This window comes from Pseudomaricurvus albidus (assembly GCF_018863235.1).
Lineage (GTDB): Bacteria > Pseudomonadota > Gammaproteobacteria > Pseudomonadales > Cellvibrionaceae > Pseudomaricurvus > Pseudomaricurvus albidus.
Genome location: NZ_JAHKRS010000001.1, coordinates 617,152 through 633,991, shown reverse-complemented (window position 1 = coordinate 633,991; position 16,840 = coordinate 617,152). Strand labels below are relative to the sequence as shown.

At 52.0% G+C, this 16,840-nt stretch carries 16 protein-coding genes; 5 read left to right on the top strand and 11 right to left on the bottom strand.

Annotated features, from left to right (window positions below):
* Nucleotides 1-832: 832 nt before the first annotated feature.
* On the bottom strand, nucleotides 833-3,577 hold the full coding sequence (gene polA, locus KOI40_RS02825) for a DNA polymerase I (RefSeq protein ID WP_233709880.1): 2,745 nt from the start codon (nucleotides 3,575-3,577) through the stop codon (nucleotides 833-835).
* A 428-nt stretch (nucleotides 3,578-4,005) separates the two neighbouring features.
* On the opposite strand from polA, the gene KOI40_RS02820 reads away from it, so the two are divergent.
* A complete protein-coding gene (locus tag KOI40_RS02820) occupies nucleotides 4,006-4,272 on the top strand; it encodes a hypothetical protein (protein ID WP_216095914.1) in 267 nt (88 codons plus the stop codon).
* Nucleotides 4,273-4,533: 261 nt separating this feature from the next.
* On the opposite strand, the gene KOI40_RS02815 is transcribed toward KOI40_RS02820, so the two are convergent.
* Complete coding sequence (locus KOI40_RS02815) at nucleotides 4,534-5,418, bottom strand: metal ABC transporter substrate-binding protein (RefSeq protein ID WP_216095913.1); 885 nt, start codon at nucleotides 5,416-5,418, stop codon at nucleotides 4,534-4,536.
* Nucleotides 5,419-5,579: 161 nt separating this feature from the next.
* Here KOI40_RS02815 and KOI40_RS02810 point away from each other — a divergent pair, with 161 nt between their 5' ends.
* The 3 genes from KOI40_RS02810 to znuB are packed head-to-tail and all read left to right on the top strand — an operon-like array spanning nucleotide 5,580 to nucleotide 7,726.
* A complete protein-coding gene (locus KOI40_RS02810; protein ID WP_233709879.1) occupies nucleotides 5,580-6,125 on the top strand; it encodes a Fur family transcriptional regulator in 546 nt (181 codons plus the stop codon).
* Nucleotides 6,118-6,948, top strand: coding sequence for a zinc ABC transporter ATP-binding protein ZnuC (gene znuC / locus KOI40_RS02805; RefSeq protein ID WP_216095912.1), 831 nt, complete (start codon nucleotides 6,118-6,120; stop codon nucleotides 6,946-6,948). The genes KOI40_RS02810 and znuC overlap by 8 nt, the downstream gene beginning before the upstream one ends.
* A complete protein-coding gene (znuB, locus tag KOI40_RS02800) occupies nucleotides 6,941-7,726 on the top strand; it encodes a zinc ABC transporter permease subunit ZnuB (RefSeq protein WP_216095911.1) in 786 nt (261 codons plus the stop codon). Before znuC ends, znuB begins: the two co-directional genes overlap by 8 nt.
* Before the next feature lie 8 nt (nucleotides 7,727-7,734).
* Here the strand turns inward: znuB and KOI40_RS02795 are convergent, their stop codons facing one another.
* Genes KOI40_RS02795 through KOI40_RS02775 form a run of 5 tightly spaced genes read right to left on the bottom strand, consistent with a single transcriptional unit; the run spans nucleotide 7,735 to nucleotide 12,119 of the window.
* Nucleotides 7,735-8,463 carry an SCO family protein gene (locus tag KOI40_RS02795; protein WP_216095910.1) on the bottom strand — a complete coding sequence of 243 codons (729 nt, stop codon included), beginning with the start codon at nucleotides 8,461-8,463 and terminating at the stop codon, nucleotides 7,735-7,737.
* A gap of 31 nt (nucleotides 8,464-8,494) precedes the next feature.
* Nucleotides 8,495-9,433, bottom strand: coding sequence for a heme o synthase (gene cyoE, locus KOI40_RS02790; RefSeq protein WP_216095909.1), 939 nt, complete (start codon nucleotides 9,431-9,433; stop codon nucleotides 8,495-8,497).
* A gap of 34 nt (nucleotides 9,434-9,467) precedes the next feature.
* Nucleotides 9,468-10,592 (bottom strand): COX15/CtaA family protein, encoded by a 1,125-nt coding sequence (locus tag KOI40_RS02785; RefSeq protein WP_216095908.1) that lies wholly within the window; start codon nucleotides 10,590-10,592, stop codon nucleotides 9,468-9,470.
* 7 nt (nucleotides 10,593-10,599) lie between these two features.
* Complete coding sequence (locus KOI40_RS02780) at nucleotides 10,600-11,247, bottom strand: redox-active disulfide-containing membrane protein (RefSeq protein ID WP_216095907.1); 648 nt, start codon at nucleotides 11,245-11,247, stop codon at nucleotides 10,600-10,602.
* Nucleotides 11,247-12,119, bottom strand: coding sequence for an SURF1 family protein (locus tag KOI40_RS02775; RefSeq protein ID WP_216095906.1), 873 nt, complete (start codon nucleotides 12,117-12,119; stop codon nucleotides 11,247-11,249). The genes KOI40_RS02780 and KOI40_RS02775 overlap by 1 nt, the downstream gene beginning before the upstream one ends.
* 70 nt (nucleotides 12,120-12,189) lie before the next feature.
* Here KOI40_RS02775 and KOI40_RS02770 point away from each other — a divergent pair, with 70 nt between their 5' ends.
* Complete coding sequence (locus KOI40_RS02770; RefSeq protein WP_216095905.1) at nucleotides 12,190-12,441, top strand: DUF2909 domain-containing protein; 252 nt, start codon at nucleotides 12,190-12,192, stop codon at nucleotides 12,439-12,441.
* Nucleotides 12,442-12,450: 9 nt separating this feature from the next.
* Here KOI40_RS02770 and KOI40_RS02765 read toward each other — a convergent pair whose 3' ends face one another.
* The 4 genes from KOI40_RS02765 to coxB all read right to left on the bottom strand — a co-directional run bounded on the left by KOI40_RS02765 (nucleotide 12,451) and on the right by coxB (nucleotide 16,738).
* Complete coding sequence (locus KOI40_RS02765) at nucleotides 12,451-13,368, bottom strand: cytochrome c oxidase subunit 3 (RefSeq protein ID WP_216095904.1); 918 nt, start codon at nucleotides 13,366-13,368, stop codon at nucleotides 12,451-12,453.
* Between the two features lie 96 nt (nucleotides 13,369-13,464).
* On the bottom strand, nucleotides 13,465-14,022 hold the full coding sequence (locus KOI40_RS02760; protein WP_216095903.1) for a cytochrome c oxidase assembly protein: 558 nt from the start codon (nucleotides 14,020-14,022) through the stop codon (nucleotides 13,465-13,467).
* A gap of 40 nt (nucleotides 14,023-14,062) precedes the next feature.
* A complete protein-coding gene (gene ctaD, locus KOI40_RS02755; protein ID WP_216095902.1) occupies nucleotides 14,063-15,613 on the bottom strand; it encodes a cytochrome c oxidase subunit I in 1,551 nt (516 codons plus the stop codon).
* A gap of 12 nt (nucleotides 15,614-15,625) precedes the next feature.
* A complete protein-coding gene (gene coxB, locus KOI40_RS02750) occupies nucleotides 15,626-16,738 on the bottom strand; it encodes a cytochrome c oxidase subunit II (protein WP_304504164.1) in 1,113 nt (370 codons plus the stop codon).
* Nucleotides 16,739-16,840 lie beyond the last annotated feature (102 nt).

Sequence of the window (16,840 nt, the reverse complement as noted above, 5' to 3'; positions counted from 1 at the left end):
GATAACGTATTACTCTCGCTATCCATTGGTGTTTTTGCCGGATCTGGTTTCAGATCCGGCTTTTTTATGTCCGGAATCTGGATGGGGCAAACCTGTCCCGGTATAAATTTCAGGCATAAAAAAACCCGACAGCCTTGGGGTAACTGCCGGGTTAAAACAGTCGACGCTCTTGGGGGAAGTCGCCGACCCGATTACAGCGCCAAGGTGCGTGCGCTGCCATCCTGATCACTTTGAGCATGAGTTTAGTTGTTGGTTCCGACAGAAAAGGTAAAGAAAAGTAACCTGTGACGGAGACCTCAGGTTTCAGTGTAACCACACGCCAGGGCGTTCAAATATATCGGCAACACCTGACATTTTGTCACTCGGCTCAACAGATTCCTGCTTCATTGTTAACGTCGTCTAAAAACCAAACAGAAAACGCAGATAAAAAAATGCCCCGAACATTGTCGGGGCGCTTTTTAAATTTAAAGCTGCTGGCCAAATGACCAGTCTTAAGTAAGGAGAGCAAGACACCATGAAATATCTTGATTACTGAGACTGGTCTCTCAACCAAAAGTTCCAAATAAAAAACAAATTATTCATTTTGTCGCGAAAATCTACAAAATAAATCTGATTCGGTAATTGATATCAGCCGCCACAGACAAAGCTGGCCATGCCGCAGACAAAAAAATGCCCCGAACATTGTCGGGGCGCTTTTAAATGTTTAAAGCTGCTGACCAAGTGGCCAGTCTTAAGTTGAGGAGAGCAAGACACCATGAAATATCTTGATTACTCTGACTGGCCTCGCAGGAATTAGTTCCCGAAATCTCTAAAATATTTTTCGAGACGCAAATTAATGCGCCATTTCCCAGTTGTCACCAATGCCGACTTCCACCAACAGCGGGACATCTATACTCATAGCCGACTCCATACGAGTCTTAAGCCCCTCACAAACGGCGTCTAATTGATTTTCTGACACTTCCAGCACCAATTCATCGTGCACCTGCATAATAATGCGTGCATCCACCGAAGCGTCCGCCAGCCAGGCATCCACTTCCAGCATGGCCAGCTTGATGATGTCGGCGGCCGTCCCCTGCATGGGGGCGTTAATGGCGGTGCGCTCGGCAGCCTGACGGCGCATGCCATTGCGGGAATTGATTTCCGGCAAATACAGACGGCGCCCTTTCAGGGTTTCCACGTAACCCTTTTCGGCGGCTTCGACCCGGGTCTGATCCATATAGCGCTGCACACCGGGATAGCGTTCAAAATACAGGTCGATGTATTGCTGCGCCTCATGGCGCCCGACGTGTAACTGCTTGGCCAGACCAAAGGCGGACATGCCATAGATCAGGCCAAAGTTAATGGCTTTGGCGCTGCGACGCTGCTCGTCGGTGACCTTATCCAGATCCACACCAAAAACTTCCGCCGCGGTCGCCCGGTGAACATCGAGTCCCTCGGCAAACGCCCGCTGAAGGCCTTCGTCACCGGACAGGTGCGCCATGATGCGCAGCTCAATCTGGGAATAATCCGCCGCCACCAGCTTATAGCCTGCGGGCGCAATAAACGCCTTGCGAATGCGACGCCCCTCTTCGTTACGGATCGGAATGTTTTGCAGATTCGGATCACTGGATGACAAGCGACCGGTGGCCGTCACCGCCTGGTGGTAAGACGTGTGCACCCGACCGGTGACCGGGTTGACCATCTTCGGCAGTTTGTCGGTATAGGTGGACTTGAGCTTGGACAGGCCGCGGTACTCGATCAGCAATTTCGGCAGGGGGTAGTCTAGGGCCAGCTCCTGCAGTACTTCCTCGGCTGTAGACGGCGCCCCCTTGGGAGTCTTCTTGATCACCGGCAGCTCGAGTTTTTCAAACAGGATGTGCCCCAGCTGCTTGGTGGATCCCAGATTGAACTCTTCTCCGGCCAGATCAAACGCCTGCTTCTCCAAGGTCTCCAGTCGCTCGGTGATTTCCACACTCTGCTGTCCCAGCAACTGGGTATCAATCAGCGCACCGTTGCGTTCAATCCTCGACAGCACCGACAGCAATGGCCGCTCGATCTCTTCGAACACACCCAGCAGGCTCTTTTCAGCCTTCAATTGGGGCCACAGGGTCTGGTGCAGGCGCAGGGTAATATCCGCATCTTCCGCGGCGTAGGGCCCCGCCTGTTCAAGGGGAATCTGATTAAAGGTGAGCTGTTTGGCGCCCTTGCCGGCAATGTCTTCAAAGTGGACGGTTTTCACGTCCAGATGACGTTCTGCCAGAGTGTCCATATCGTGACGGCTGGCGGTGGAATCGAGTACGTAGGATTCCAGCATGGTGTCGTAGGCAATGCCGCGCAGCTGGATTCCCTGATTGGCCAGTACACTCATGTCGTATTTGAGGTTTTGACCGACTTTCTTGTGGTTCGGATCTTCCAGCAGCGGCTTGAGCTGCTCCCAGACCCAGTCTTCCGGCAACTGCTCTGGAGCATCCAGGTAATCGTGACCAAAAGGCACGTAGGCCGCTTTGCCGGCTTCCACAGCAAATGACACACCGACGACCCTTGCCTGCATATAGTCCAGGCTGGTGGTTTCGGTATCAAAGGCAAACACGTCGGCGCCCTTGAGTGCGTCCAGCCAACGCAGGAAACTCTCTTCCGTCAGCAGGGTTTCGTATTCCGTCTCGGTAATATCCGGAGTGACTGACGCACCGGCGTCTGAACTGTCGGCAGCATCGGCAGGTTCAACCGGCTCGCTGAGTTCTTTAATCCAGGTTTTGAACTCCATATCCTGATACAGCGCCAACAGTGCCTGATTGTCCGGCGGGCTCATGGCCAGATCCTTCGGGCCACAGTCGAGAGGTACATCCAGCTTGATGGTCGCCAGTTCATAAGAAAGATAAGCCGCGTCCTTATGCTCCAGCAGCTTTTCGGGCATTTTCTTGGCACCTCGGAAACCCAGCTCGCGAATCGCCTCCAGATCTCCGTAGATGGCATCCAGCCCGCCAAGGTTCTGCAACAGGGCCAGAGCGGTCTTCTCACCCACACCGGGAACGCCCGGAATGTTATCCACCTTGTCTCCCATAAGCGCCAGGAAGTCGATGATCAACTCGGCGGGAATACCAAACTTCTCCTTCACCCCCTCGCGATCCATCACCGTGTCGGTCATGGTATTCACCAGCGTCACATGGTCACTCACCAGCTGGGCCATGTCTTTATCGCCGGTGGAAACCACCACATCCACACCCTGTTCCGTCGCCTGACGGGCCAGAGTACCGATCACATCGTCGGCCTCGACGTTATCGATCATCAGAATCGGAATACCCATCGCGCGAATGATATTGTGAATGGGCTCTATCTGGCTGCGCAGGTCATCCGGCATCGGCGGACGATGGGCCTTGTACTCGGCGAAGATTTCATCGCGAAAGGTTTTGCCCTTGGCATCAAAAACTACAGCAACCACGGAACCCGGATAATCCTTGTCGATTCGGCGGATCATATTAATGACCCCCTTCACTGCCCCGGTGGGCTGACCCTTGGAGTTGGTCAGGGGAGGCAATGCATGAAAGGCGCGATAAAGATAAGAAGAACCATCCACCAGGATGAGAGGTGCGTTAGACATTCGGGTTTCCATTGCAATGAGTAATGCTCAATCGGGCAGGCGCCCTGAGACCAGAGAGGCATTCTAACAGCCTCGGATCAATAACAAACCCCAAGCCGCTGATGGCGTATTTCTGACGATCCCAGCCCCCAATTTGAGTATTTCAAGTTATTTTTGAAAAAAAGTTTATCGGTAACACTTTTTTAACATTCAAAAACCGACCCACATAGTGTTACCTACGTGTTACCCACCACTATATATTGTGTTACCTGCCACATTTTGTGTGTCAGTTACACATAAGAGCTGATTTTTTATACTTTTTCGCTAAAAAAATACTGGCGTAACACTTACTCATGCGTTACCATGTGTAACATACAGTAACAAATCAACTGATGAACAGGTTCCAAGCCCTGCTCATCGGAATCAACCACCTCAAGGAGGACCTGATTATGAAAAAACTTGGTTTTCTGATTGCTCTGGCACTGTGCTCACAAGGCGCTCTGGCGGCAAAGGTTGGTTCCAGCTACTCCAACGTCGCGGTACTCGTTGCAGAAACTGGCGCTAGCTCAAGCTGGGCAACACAAGAAATTATGACCGCTGAGCAGAACGCTCAGAAGATGGAAGATACTCTGGACGAAGCCAACGAAAAGCTGGCTGCCCAGATGGAGCAACGCTTTAACTCGATGCTCGAAGCTTCCGCCGCGCTGCAGAAGTAAGGCTATAGAGAAGCAAGACTTCAACGGCAAAGTTCAGGCGCTTTGTGCTCTCTCCCACAGGCGCCGATTAAATTTAGATTGTGGCTTTTAACTAACGCGTAATTATCAGCTCTCGATTTAGGTTCGGTTAAACAGTTTATTCATCGCTCTTCCCTGCACTGGGTCTCTCTCCTCCCTTAATTACCAGTGCAGGGTTCTTTTTCTCTACTGCACCTTATTTCCCTGTTCTCTGACCGATGTTACCTGGCTAGTTTCAGCGGCTCATTTTGCACGAGCGCATTCGTCAAACACCCCAATGACCCCGCCCAACAGGCTTAAGTAAGTACTGACACCGTCCCCGTAACCCATAATATCGACCTGTTTCAGAGATAACTGATTTCGGCTGGAGAAGGTATCGACCCAGCGGGCTGGAGCGGATGAATCCACCAACAGGCAATCACCGGGTTGTAACTGCTGGCTCACCCGCCACAATTGACGAGCCCCTGGGCTGATTTCAGGTACCGGCGTCAGCACCAGTGGCTCGGGATACTGAAAGTAGCTCAGGAAATGGTCGTATGCGCGATGCACAACCGCGTACTGGCGAGGCTGCTTCACCGGACTTTTTATGCTGGTGGCAAGCAGAGTATCCAGCTGCTTAATCACCTGTTCGGCATTGCGCTGATAATCCTGTTGGTGAACCGGGTCCAGAGCTGTCAGCTGCTCGGCGAGCGCCCTGATCATCGCAACACCATAATCCGGATTTAGCCAGAAGTGCTGATCCCCGTGAGCGTGAGAACTGTGCTTGTGAGCTTCTGAAGAATCCAGATCGTCATCAGAACCGTGGTGATGGCCCCGATCATGCCCCTCTTCGGATTCCTGCGAGTCATTAGCGGGCAAACGGGCATCCAGCACATGAGCCATGGAGAGTGAGGGCTGACCGCCGGCCAAAGCCGACAGATAGGGTTCCAGATCAGCGCCCACCCAAACCAGCAGATCCGCTTGCGACAGTTTCTGCCGATCTGAAACCTTGAAGGCAAAATCATGAGGAGTCTGGCCTGGTTTCACCAGAATGCTCACACTGGCATGCTCTCCCGCCACCGCCTCTACCATCAGGGCCAGAGGCTTGATGGACGCCATAATCCGCAATGGTTCTGCCGATACAGACATGGATCCAAACAGGCACAAAAACAGACTTAACAGCAAAGGCAGCCGAAAGAGAACCCGCGACGTTTCAGCCGGAGAATTATAATCAAGAGGTTTCAAAAGAAGATCTACTCAGAAATAAATATGTTATATAATAACATAAACTTTCAAAACATCAGCCCTCTATGACCTCCACCAAAATGTCTTCTCATACCTCCCCGGCAGGTAGCGACACCCCCCCTTTGCCCACGTCCATCGCTTCGCAGCAACACGACCACACACACTGCATTACATCAGCCATGACTAGCGCACAAGATATTTGTGCCCGCAATGGTGCCCGCCTGACCAAGCTACGGGAACAGGTATTGCGACTGATCTGGCAGAGCCATAAACCTCTGGGCGCCTATCCACTTATGGATATGCTGGCTGCCGAATCCACCCGTCGAGTAGCCCCACCCACCGTCTATCGAGCACTGGAATTTTTGCTGGAACAGGGACTGATCCATCGCATCAACACCCTCAATGCCTATGTGGGCTGCACACACCCCAATGGCGATCACGCCAATAACTTCCTGATTTGTGAGCATTGTGGTGTGGCCATTGAGTTCTCGGCAACGGCCCTGCAAGACCGAATCAATGAATCCGCGGCAGACTTTGGATTCAGCATCCGATCCCAATCCATTGAACTGGTCGGCAGTTGCGAACACTGCGAGGCCACCGATCATGAATAATGCCCAGCCACTGATTCAGGGCAAGAATCTGAGTCTGCACTTCGGTGAGCGCCAGATTCTGGATAAGGTCTCGATCAACCTGCATGCGGGAGAAATCGTCACCCTGATCGGACCCAATGGTGCAGGGAAAACCTCGCTGGTTAGGGTCGTACTGGGATTGCAGGCGGCATCCGGCGGCACCCTGATACGCACACCGGGTTTAAACATCGGCTATATGCCGCAAAAACTCCACATCGAGCCCAGCCTGCCCCTGACCGTAGAACGTTTTCTGCAGTTGGCTCTCGGCTATCACTTGCGGCGCGGCGGCAAACGTCGCCACGAGCGGGAAGCGATTGTCGAAAGCCTGGCGCTGACCGGAATTGAACATTTGCTAAAAAGTCCGATGCATACCTTGTCCGGCGGCGAGACCCAACGGGTGCTGTTAGCCCGCGCGTTACTGCGCAACCCGTCTCTGCTGGTGCTGGACGAACCGGTGCAGGGCGTGGATGTCGCCGGACAATCCAAACTCTACCAGTTGATTGCCGATATCCGCGATCAGCGTGGCTGCGGTGTACTGATGGTGTCCCACGATCTGCACCTGGTGATGGCGGCGACCGATACGGTCATCTGCCTGAATCAGCACGTCTGTTGTCACGGCCACCCTTCCAGCGTGACGGAAGACCCCGCCTATCTGGAACTGTTTGGACAAACGGCTCATGCGGGCATAGCCGTTTACACCCACCATCACGATCACGACCACAATATGCACGGCGATGTCGAACACGCTGATGCCCATGCCCCTCACTCAGCACACCATCACTGCGGAGATCACGACCATGCCTGACTTTATCTGGTATGCCCTGCTGGCGGGCTGCGGTGTGGCGCTGATGACCGGGCCTCTGGGTTCTTTTGCGGTCTGGCGGCGCATGGCCTATTTTGGCGATACCCTGGCACACTCGGCACTGACCGGTGTTGCGTTCGGTCTGATTCTGTCGGTCAACGTTAATCTGGCCGTGACTCTCTTCTGTCTGCTGCTGGCTTTGCTGCTGGTGGTTTTGCAGAACAATCGCACCATTGCCACCGACACCTTGCTCGGCATACTGTCACACTCAATGCTGGCTCTGGGTCTGGTGGTGGTCAGTGTGTTTGCCGATGGCTGGATCGATTTATACGGTTTTCTGTTCGGTGATTTACTGGCGACGACTGCCAGCGATCTGATCAGTATTGCCATCACCGCAGCCATTGTCCTGCCACTGATGATCTGGCTCTGGCGACCGCTGATTGCCATTACCGTTCACGAGGAGCTGGCACAGGTTGAAGGAATTCGCGTCGCCTGGGTACGGACTACTTTGATGCTGATGATGGCACTGGTGATTGCCGTGGCCATGAAAGTCGTGGGCGTACTGCTGATCACCGCACTGTTGATCATACCCGCCGCCGCCAGCCGACGGCTGGTAAAAACGCCGGAGCAGATGGCCGTGGGTGCCAGCCTGATTGGCATGCTGGCCATCGCTGGAGGTTTGCTGGTGTCGTTTTATTGGGATACGCCAGCGGGGCCTTCTGCCGTACTCTGTGCCAGCCTTGGCTTTGCCCTGAGCCTGGTTAAGAAGCCCGCGATCTGAATACGGGATTAGCCGTCAAAGTCGGTAACAATGGACTGCACGGTTAACTTGATCCGTGTGGCATCCAACGGAGGCTTGATGAAGCCGTGATAGTGACCGTAGGGATTGACCAGAGCAATGTTACCACTGTGGTCCACCGTGTAATCATCCCCCTGAGTGACTTTGACAAACGCGATGTTGAGCTGGTTTGCCAGCCGTTTGATTTGCAGAAAGTCACCGGTGAGGCCGATGAATTCAGGATCAAAATACGGCATGTACTCAGACAGCTTTGCAACACTGTCCCGGGCAGGATCCACGCTGACCAGTACAAATTGGGTCTTGGCGGCAATATCCGGATCCAGCTGGTCCTTGACGGTTTTCATCACCGACAAGGTGGCCGGGCACACATCCGGACAATGGGTGAAACCAAAAAACATCAGCGACCATTTTCCTTCCAGTTGAGCCAGACTGAACGGCTTGCCCTGCTGATCCGTCAGACTGAAATCCTTGAAGATTCTGGGCTGCTCAAATACGTAAGTGCCATTGGCCCTTAACTCCACGGCAGAGAGAACCCGAGGGGTTGTAATCTTGTTCAGAAACAAGCCCAGCACCATCGTGATAAAAACCACAATGCCAGCAACCGTAAACCAAACACCGCGGCGCTGCTTTTTCCGGTAACCCTGTTCGGCTAAAACGGCATCACCGTTGGCCCGATCGGTGTCTGTTTGTGTTGCTGTGTGTGAAATGCCTTGTGACATAAACTTTTAATCCGCCGTTATGAAATGGTTGTTAAAGTCCCTGCATGTTCATCAGTGGATTCGGCGGCAACAGATAATGATCCAGCAACATAATGATAAACAGTGCCATTAAATAGATGATGGAATACTTGAAGGTTTCCATTCCCAAACGTCGATCATCACTGTAAAGCAGACGCACAGCCCAATAGAGAAAACCGCCACCCAGGGTCACTGCACCGATCAGGTATAACCAGTTCAACATACCAGTAGCATAAGGCAAGAGACTCACGGCGAACAAAATAAGGGTATAAAGTACGATGTGGATCTTGGTATACCGCTCGCCGTGAGTGACAGGCAGCATGGGAATGTCGGCCTTGGCGTACTCCTCTTTGCGATAGACAGCCAGTGCCCAGAAATGCGGTGGCGTCCAGGCAAAAATGATCAACACCAGTAACAGACCATGGCCACCCATTTCTCCGGTAACGGCTGTCCAGCCCAGCAGCGGTGGCGCTGCTCCGGCGATTCCTCCGATCACAATATTCTGCGGTGTCGCACGCTTCAAAAACAGGGTGTAGACCACCGCATAGCCCAACAGCGAAGCCAACGTCAACCATGCGGTCAACGGGTTGATAAACACGAGCAAGATGGTCATTCCCAGAATCCCGGTCAGCAAAGCGAACAGGGATGCCGGAACCAGCCCCAGACGGCCGGTGGCGATAGGGCGATTCAGGGTACGTCGCATTTTTTGATCAATCTGGCGATCGACCAAATGATTCACCGTTGCAGCTGATCCGGCACACAGGGCAATACCGAGATTGCCGAGAATCATCACGTCCCACGGCACCATACCCGGCACAGCCAGCAGCATGCCAATGACGGACGTCAGAATCATCAACGCGACGACTCTGGGTTTACACAGTTCCAGGTAGTCTCGCCAGGTGGAAGATCGTGACGTAGCGACCTTGAGGACTTCAGTTGCGGTGCTGCTCATAGCGTTCTCCCATTGTGGTTTGTAGTATCCATTGTCATATTTCCGCCTCCCTTGACAGTACGGCGCGGGAACCATCCTTAAGCGCTAGACGATCCGCTGGAACCGATGCATTCGACGCTGAGAGACAGATGCCCCACAGATAATAATTCACGGTCACCATCACCAGCATCAACAGCGCCCCTACACCATTGTGTGCCACCGCCACAGATAACGGTAATGCCGCAAGAATGTTGGTGACTCCCAGACTGACCTGTAAAACCAGAACGGATACCGCCACCACTGCCAACACTTTTAACCCGCGGATTCCGGTTCGCCAAAACAACAGAGACATCAACAATACGGCCACAGTCACCACGATGGCTCCGAGACGATGACTCAGGTGTATGGCTGTGCGTGCTTCATTGTCCAGCAGCCCGCCCAGGTAGTTGGGGCCATGTTCACTGGACAGATTAAATCCCTGAGCAAAATCAGTATCCGGTAACCACTCGCCGTGACAGGTAGGAAAATCAATGCAGGCCAATGCCGCGTAATTGGAACTGGTCCAACCACCCAGGGTAATCTGCAACACCACCAGCACAAACACCGCCAGCGACATCAGACGCAGACGTTTCAATAACTGCGGTCTTAGCCACACAGAGTCAATCTGTGTTTCTCTTCGGCGCAGTCGCAGGAACAGCAACCACAACAATGACAGTGTCATAAAGCCGCCCAGTAGATGTGCTGTAACCACCTGCGGCCACAGTTTGAGCGTCACTGTCCACATACCGAACAGTGCCTGCACGATCACCAGTAGCAACAGCGCAAACGATAATTTAACAGGAGCTTTGCCGGATTCAGCATGCCTGGCTTGAGTCCGCTTCTGCCACAAGGACAAAACCGCCAGCGCCAAAATCACCAACCCCAGAGTACCGGCGAAATAACGATGAACCATTTCAGGCCAGGTTTTATCCACATCAACCGGCGCATCCGGAAACACCGCCTCTGCCGAGGCAATTTCGTCTGTTGAGGTGGGCCAGGTGAGATGCCCGTAACAACCGGGCCAGTCAGGGCACCCCAGACCCGCATCGGACAAACGGGTAAACGCCCCGAGAGCCACTACGACAAAGGCAAGCATGCAGGCGAAGAGCACCAGGCGAGAATGACCACTGAATTGATGCATAGCCACCTCACTCTTCATAGGAATATTTCAGAAGACGTTTAATGTCATCGAGCATGTCTTCGCCAGAATTGCTTACTCCATAAGTCATCATGGCAAAGCCTTCCTGATCGATAACATAAAGCTCGGCCCCATCCAGCTCGATAGCCGCCACATTGGTATTGTTGAAAGTTTTCTTCCAGCTCTCGGCATCCACATGAGCCTGCACCAGACGAGGGTGCTCCTGCTCCAATTGACTGGCAAACGCTGCTGAAAACTCAGCATCGGTATTCAGATAAAAACGTTCAAGACGAACTGCTTTCTCACCCAGACGGATATGAACCTGGCGGGTAATGTAGAGATTATCCAGACACGCCTGCTGACAATCGTTGCTGCCAACAATCAACCAGCGCCATTTCTTTTCAGCGGAAAAATCGATGGGTGCACCTTCGGCACTGGTAATATTAAGTGACCGTATCGAGGTCGCCGGCTCCAGCAATGTGCCTTTATTGATGGTCTTGGTGGGCAGACCAACACCGGTGGTAAACATCAGGTAGGCGGCCACCATGGGTAGCAGAAAAGCAGCGAAAATAAACCAGCTGGTCCACCGGCCGCGGACGTTCTCGCTTTCACTATTGGCTGAATGCTGTTGCATATCGCCACTCACATCAGTAGTCATCAAGCACTCCCCTTTTGAGCAATACCAAGTTTCTTATTATTGTTGGACTGTGGTTCATCAGCTCCCGAAGGCTGCTCACCATCGATCATCTGCTGAGACAGAGATTTTTTATGTACACGCACATTTGCAACGATCAGGGCAATAACCAAGACCACCGCCATGGAAAACCATTGCACCGCATATCCCTGATGCTTACTGGCACTGACATTAACATCGCGCCACACCATCTCCAGTGCGCTGGGGTCGTTTGGAGACAACTGCAAAATTTCCGGTGGAAGACTGTGGTTGATCAGGCTTTCAGATTGTAATGCCTGCTGTGCATCGGAGATGGCGAGTTGTTGAATGCGGATTGGCCACTGCCCTGCCATCGCCGAAGAACCCAGGTTGCGGACCATTTTGTTGTTGCTGACAGGAATGAATCGACCACGAATTTCAACTTCCGATTCTGGAAAACTCACGTCGGGATAGACTTCGCGGTGAGGTGGTGCCGCTACCCAGCCCCGGTTAACCAACACCGCCTCGCCATCGCTTGTGAAAAATGGAGCAACCACCTCGTACCCCACCTTGCCGCGAAATACCTTGTTATCGACCAACCAGTAATGGGAAGAATCAAACTCACCACGCATTTGCATCTGCCGGTAGGCAAGCTGTTCGCCATTTTCAGTTGAATCTACCGCAGCAAAGGAAATCGCCGGCAAAGACTGTTGATGCTCGATGAAAGACAACAGCTGACGCTTTTCTTCCGCACGATCAAGCTGCCAAAAACCCAAACGGATCAATATCGCCAGTAGCACCAAACCCACTGAAATTAACTTCCAGTTCCATCTTGGTGTTACACTGAATTTTTCTGACGATCCTGAACTGGCTGACATCGAACACCTGTACATCTGAGCCTGTTACCGCAGAAACCCACAATAAAAGCAATTCAAAGGGATAACCAACATGTGGTTAAAAGTCATCATTGTTATTTTGTTTATCGCTGTCTTAATCAGTTTGAGCAGTGCGCTGGTCTTTTTACTTAAAGATATGGGATCCCGTTCCAAACGCACGCTCTACACGCTGGGTATTCGAATCAGTCTGGCGGCACTACTGCTGGCCTGTATTTTTTACGGCTTGTACACCGGTCAACTCAATAGCTCTGCGCCCTGGGATCACGGCCCCGCCGCATCCCAACAGCCGGAGCCAGACAGTTAAGTATTACGCCTACCCCAAAATATAGACAAAGATAAACAACCCAACCCACACCACATCCACAAAATGCCAGTACCAACTGGCCGATTCAAAACCAAAACAATCATCGTGTTTGAAATGCCCTTTCAACAGCGATCGCAGGAACATCACCAGCAACATGAATGTTCCCAGGGTGACATGCGCACCGTGAAAACCTGTCAACATAAAGAAGGTGGTGCCGTAGATACCGGAATCCAGTGTGAGGCCCATATGGGCATAGGCTTCATAGTATTCTTCGGCTTGCAGAATCAAAAAGAAAATCCCAAGTGCCACCGTCAATCCCAGCCACAGATTGAAGCCTTTGCGGTTATCATTCTTCAACGCGGTATGGGCAAAGTGAACCGTCACTGAGGATGTCATGAGCACCACCGTGTTCCAGAATGGCAACCAGCTCCAGAGTGAATCCACGTTGGCAAAACTCATGCTCTGGCCAGGACCAGACACTTTAGCGGCATCGCCGTTAACCGCCATGTCCGGGGTTGTCATCACCGGCCACTCGGACTGAAAACCGTTCCAGAGAATTTCATTGGTAATTCCCTTGTCACCTTCTCCACCGAGCCAGGGAATGGCAAACGTACGAACATAAAACAAGGCGCCAAAGAAGGCGGCAAAAAACATCACCTCACTGAAGATAAACCAGCCCATTCCCCAAACATAAGAGCGTTTAAGTTGAGGGCTGTTCATGCCATTGATGTTTTCTGTAATTACCGCAGAGAACCACTGCCAGAGAACAAACGCAAACAGTAACCCACCACAGAACAAAATGGTCGGCCCTTTGGAATCTCCATTCAACCAGTTCGCTGCACCAAATACCGTCAGGAACAACCCGAGGGATGCCACAATTGGTAACTTGCTTTGCTCTGGTACGTAATAACTTCCTTCACTCGACATATCGCTACCCCGCCTTACTTTATGCTTTCTTTTATTGGGTTATGGAGCGGATGATTCTGTCCATGTTATTTCTGTTCAATATTCATTCTTTTCATTCTAATTACTGGCTGCTGCCAGTGTCGTTCTGTCTGTGACATCAAAAATGGTATAGGACAACGTAATGGTTTTAACTTGCCTGGGAATGTCCTGATCCACAATAAAGCGCAGAGGCAATTCCGCACTCGCTCCAGCTTCAAGCATCTGCTGGTTAAAGCAGAAACATTCAGTTTTGTGGAAGTACTCCACCACGTTAAACGGCACCAGACTCGGAATGGCCTGCGCGACCATCTGACGATCAGTCGGGTTATTCGCCAAATACCGGATTTCTTTTTCTTCGCCGGGGTGCACCTCGATGCTGCTGATCATTGGCTTGAATCCCCAGGACATGTTCTCGTTATTGGTGGCCACAAACTGAACGGTAATCGTTCGGCTGGTATCAACCTTGATTTCCGTAGCCTGATACTGGCCACCGGTTTTACCGTTGAGACCGGTCACTTCACAAAACAGGTTGTACAGGGGCGGCATTATGTAAATCGCAAATACAAACATCCCCACCACAACACCCAGTAATTTGAGTGTTGTAATGGCATTGGATTGTTTTATCGATCTACTCATAACACACCCTCTTGGGCTAGTTACTTAACTCGTTGTTGAATTATTTAACTTCAGGCGGTACCGAAAAGGTGTGGTAAGGCGCCGGTGAAGGAACCGTCCACTCCAGTCCTTCCGGGTTTTCCCACACTTCGTCGGTGGCTTTCTTGCCACCACGTATCGTGGCAATCACATTAAACAGGAAGAGAATCTGGGCAGCGCCAAACAGGAAAGCCCCCATACTGGCTATCATATTGAAATCGGCAAACTGCAATGCGTAATCCGGAATACGGCGTGGCATACCCGCCAGTCCCACAAAGTGCATCGGGAAGAATGTCAGGTTCAAGCCAAGAAACGCCATCCAGAAGTGGGTTTTACCCATGGTTTCGTTGTACATGTTGCCGCACCACTTGGGCAGCCAGTAATACACCGCTGCGGTGATGGAGAAGATTGCTCCAGGCACCAATACATAGTGAAAGTGAGCAACCACAAAGTAGGTGTCGTGATACTGAAAGTCCGCAGGCGCGATCGCCAGCATCAATCCGGAAAAACCACCAATGGTAAACAAAATCACAAACGCCACGGAAAACAGCATGGGTGTTTCAAACGTCATCGATCCCCGGAACATGGTGGTGATCCAGTTAAACACCTTCACCCCGGTCGGTACTGCAATCAGCATGGTGGCGTACATAAAGAACAGTTCACCCGCTACCGGCATACCCACAGTAAACATGTGGTGCGCCCAGACGATAAAGCTGAGGAAAGCAATGGAGCTGGTGGCATACACCATGGAGGCGTATCCAAACAGGGGCTTGCGGGCAAAGGTGGGAATGATCTGACTGACCACACCAAAGGCCGGCAGAATCATGATGTACACTTCCGGATGTCCAAAGAACCAAAAGACATGCTGGAACAACACCGGATCACCGCCACCGGCAGCATCAAAGAAACTGGTGTTGAAATGAATATCCATCAGCATCATGGTGACCACACCGGCCAGTACCGGCATGACCGCGATCAGCAGATAGGCGGTGATCAACCAGGTCCAGACAAACAATGGCATTTTCATCAACGTCATGCCCGGCGCGCGCATGTTCAAAATGGTGGCGATGATATTAATCGCCCCCATGATCGAACTGGCCCCCATAATATGAATGGCGAAAATAAAGAAAGTCACACTCGGCGGTGCGTAGGTGGTTGAAAGCGGTGCGTAGAATGTCCAGCCAAAGTTGGGCGCGCCCCCTTCCATCAACAGGGTTGAGGCCAACATGGCAAAGGCAAACGGCAGAATCCAGAAGCTCCAGTTATTCATTCGCGGCAGAGCCATATCCGGTGCGCCAATCATCATGGGTATCATCCAGTTGGCCAAACCGACAAAAGCCGGCATCACCGCACCGAAGACCATCACCAGACCGTGCATGGTGGTCATCTGATTAAAAAAGGCTGGCTCAACCAATTGCAAGCCAGGTTCAAAAAGTTCAGCGCGAATCACCAGCGCGAAAACACCGCCCAGTAAAAACATGGCAAAGCTGAACCACAGGTACATGGTGCCAATATCTTTATGATTGGTGGTAAACAACCAGCGGGTAATACCTTTTGCAGGACCGTGAGCCATGGTTTATCCCCCCTATTGACCTTGTTTGAATTTGAGAACATCGATGGGCTGAATCGTATCGCCCATGTTGTTGCCAAATGCATTGCGTTGATAGGTAATGACACTGGCGATATCCACTTCTGATAGCTGTGGACCGAACGCCTGCATCGCGGGGTTTTTGCTACTGCCGTTGACCACCATATCGAGGTGATCCTGCATGGATCCCGTGGCAATCTTGCTGTCTTTGATCGCCGGGAAGGAGCCTGGAATCCCCTGGCCATTGGCCTGGTGACAAGCCGCACAGGAAGAGTTGTAAACCGTTTCACCCTGAGCGTAGAGCTCATCAAAAGTAAACGTTTTTTCCGTCAGTGCTTTCATGGCTGCCGCCGCTTCACGCTTGTCAGACAGCCAGAGGTTGTACTCTTCCTCGGGCAGGGCTTTTACCACGATGGGCATAAAGCCGTGATCCTTACCGCATAATTCCGCACACTGGCCACGGTAAATGCCCGGCTCGTCGATGTAAGTCCAGGACTCATTGATGTAACCGGGAATGGCGTCTTTTTTTACTGCCAGTGCCGGCACCCACCAGGCGTGTATAACGTCATTGGCGGTGATCAGGAAACGGACTTTCTTTTTCACCGGTATCACCAGCGGTTCATCCACTTCCAGCAGGTAGTTCGGATTTTTAGGGGCGAGGTTGTCAATTTCGTTGCGCGAGGTACTGAGGTTACTGAAGAAACTGAGATCTTCCCCCATGTACTCGTATTTCCACTTCCACTGATAACCGGTGATGAGTACATCCATATCCGCTTCGTCAGTGTCGTAGATTTTCAACAGGGAACTGGTGGCAGGTATTGCCATGACGATGAGAATACAAAAGGGCACCACCGTCCAGAGAATCTCCAGCGTGGTACTCTCGTGAAAGTTGGAAGCCTTGGCGCCATTGGACTTGCGATGCACGATCATGGTGTAAAACATCACACCAAACACGACCACACCAATGCCGACGCACCACCAGAAAATATCCATGTGCAGACCATAGACATCGCGACTGATTGGCGTCACACCCTGGGTCATATTGACCCCCCAGCGCTGCACTTCGTTCGCCTGAGTCACGGCTTCATCGGCCAGAGCCAGGACGGACATGCCCAGACCGGTCATGAGGACAAGCAGACGGGCGAGAAGCCGTCTCTCTCTTATTAACATCGCCTTTCATCTCCGTGTAGCTATTGTTTTTATCTTCTACTA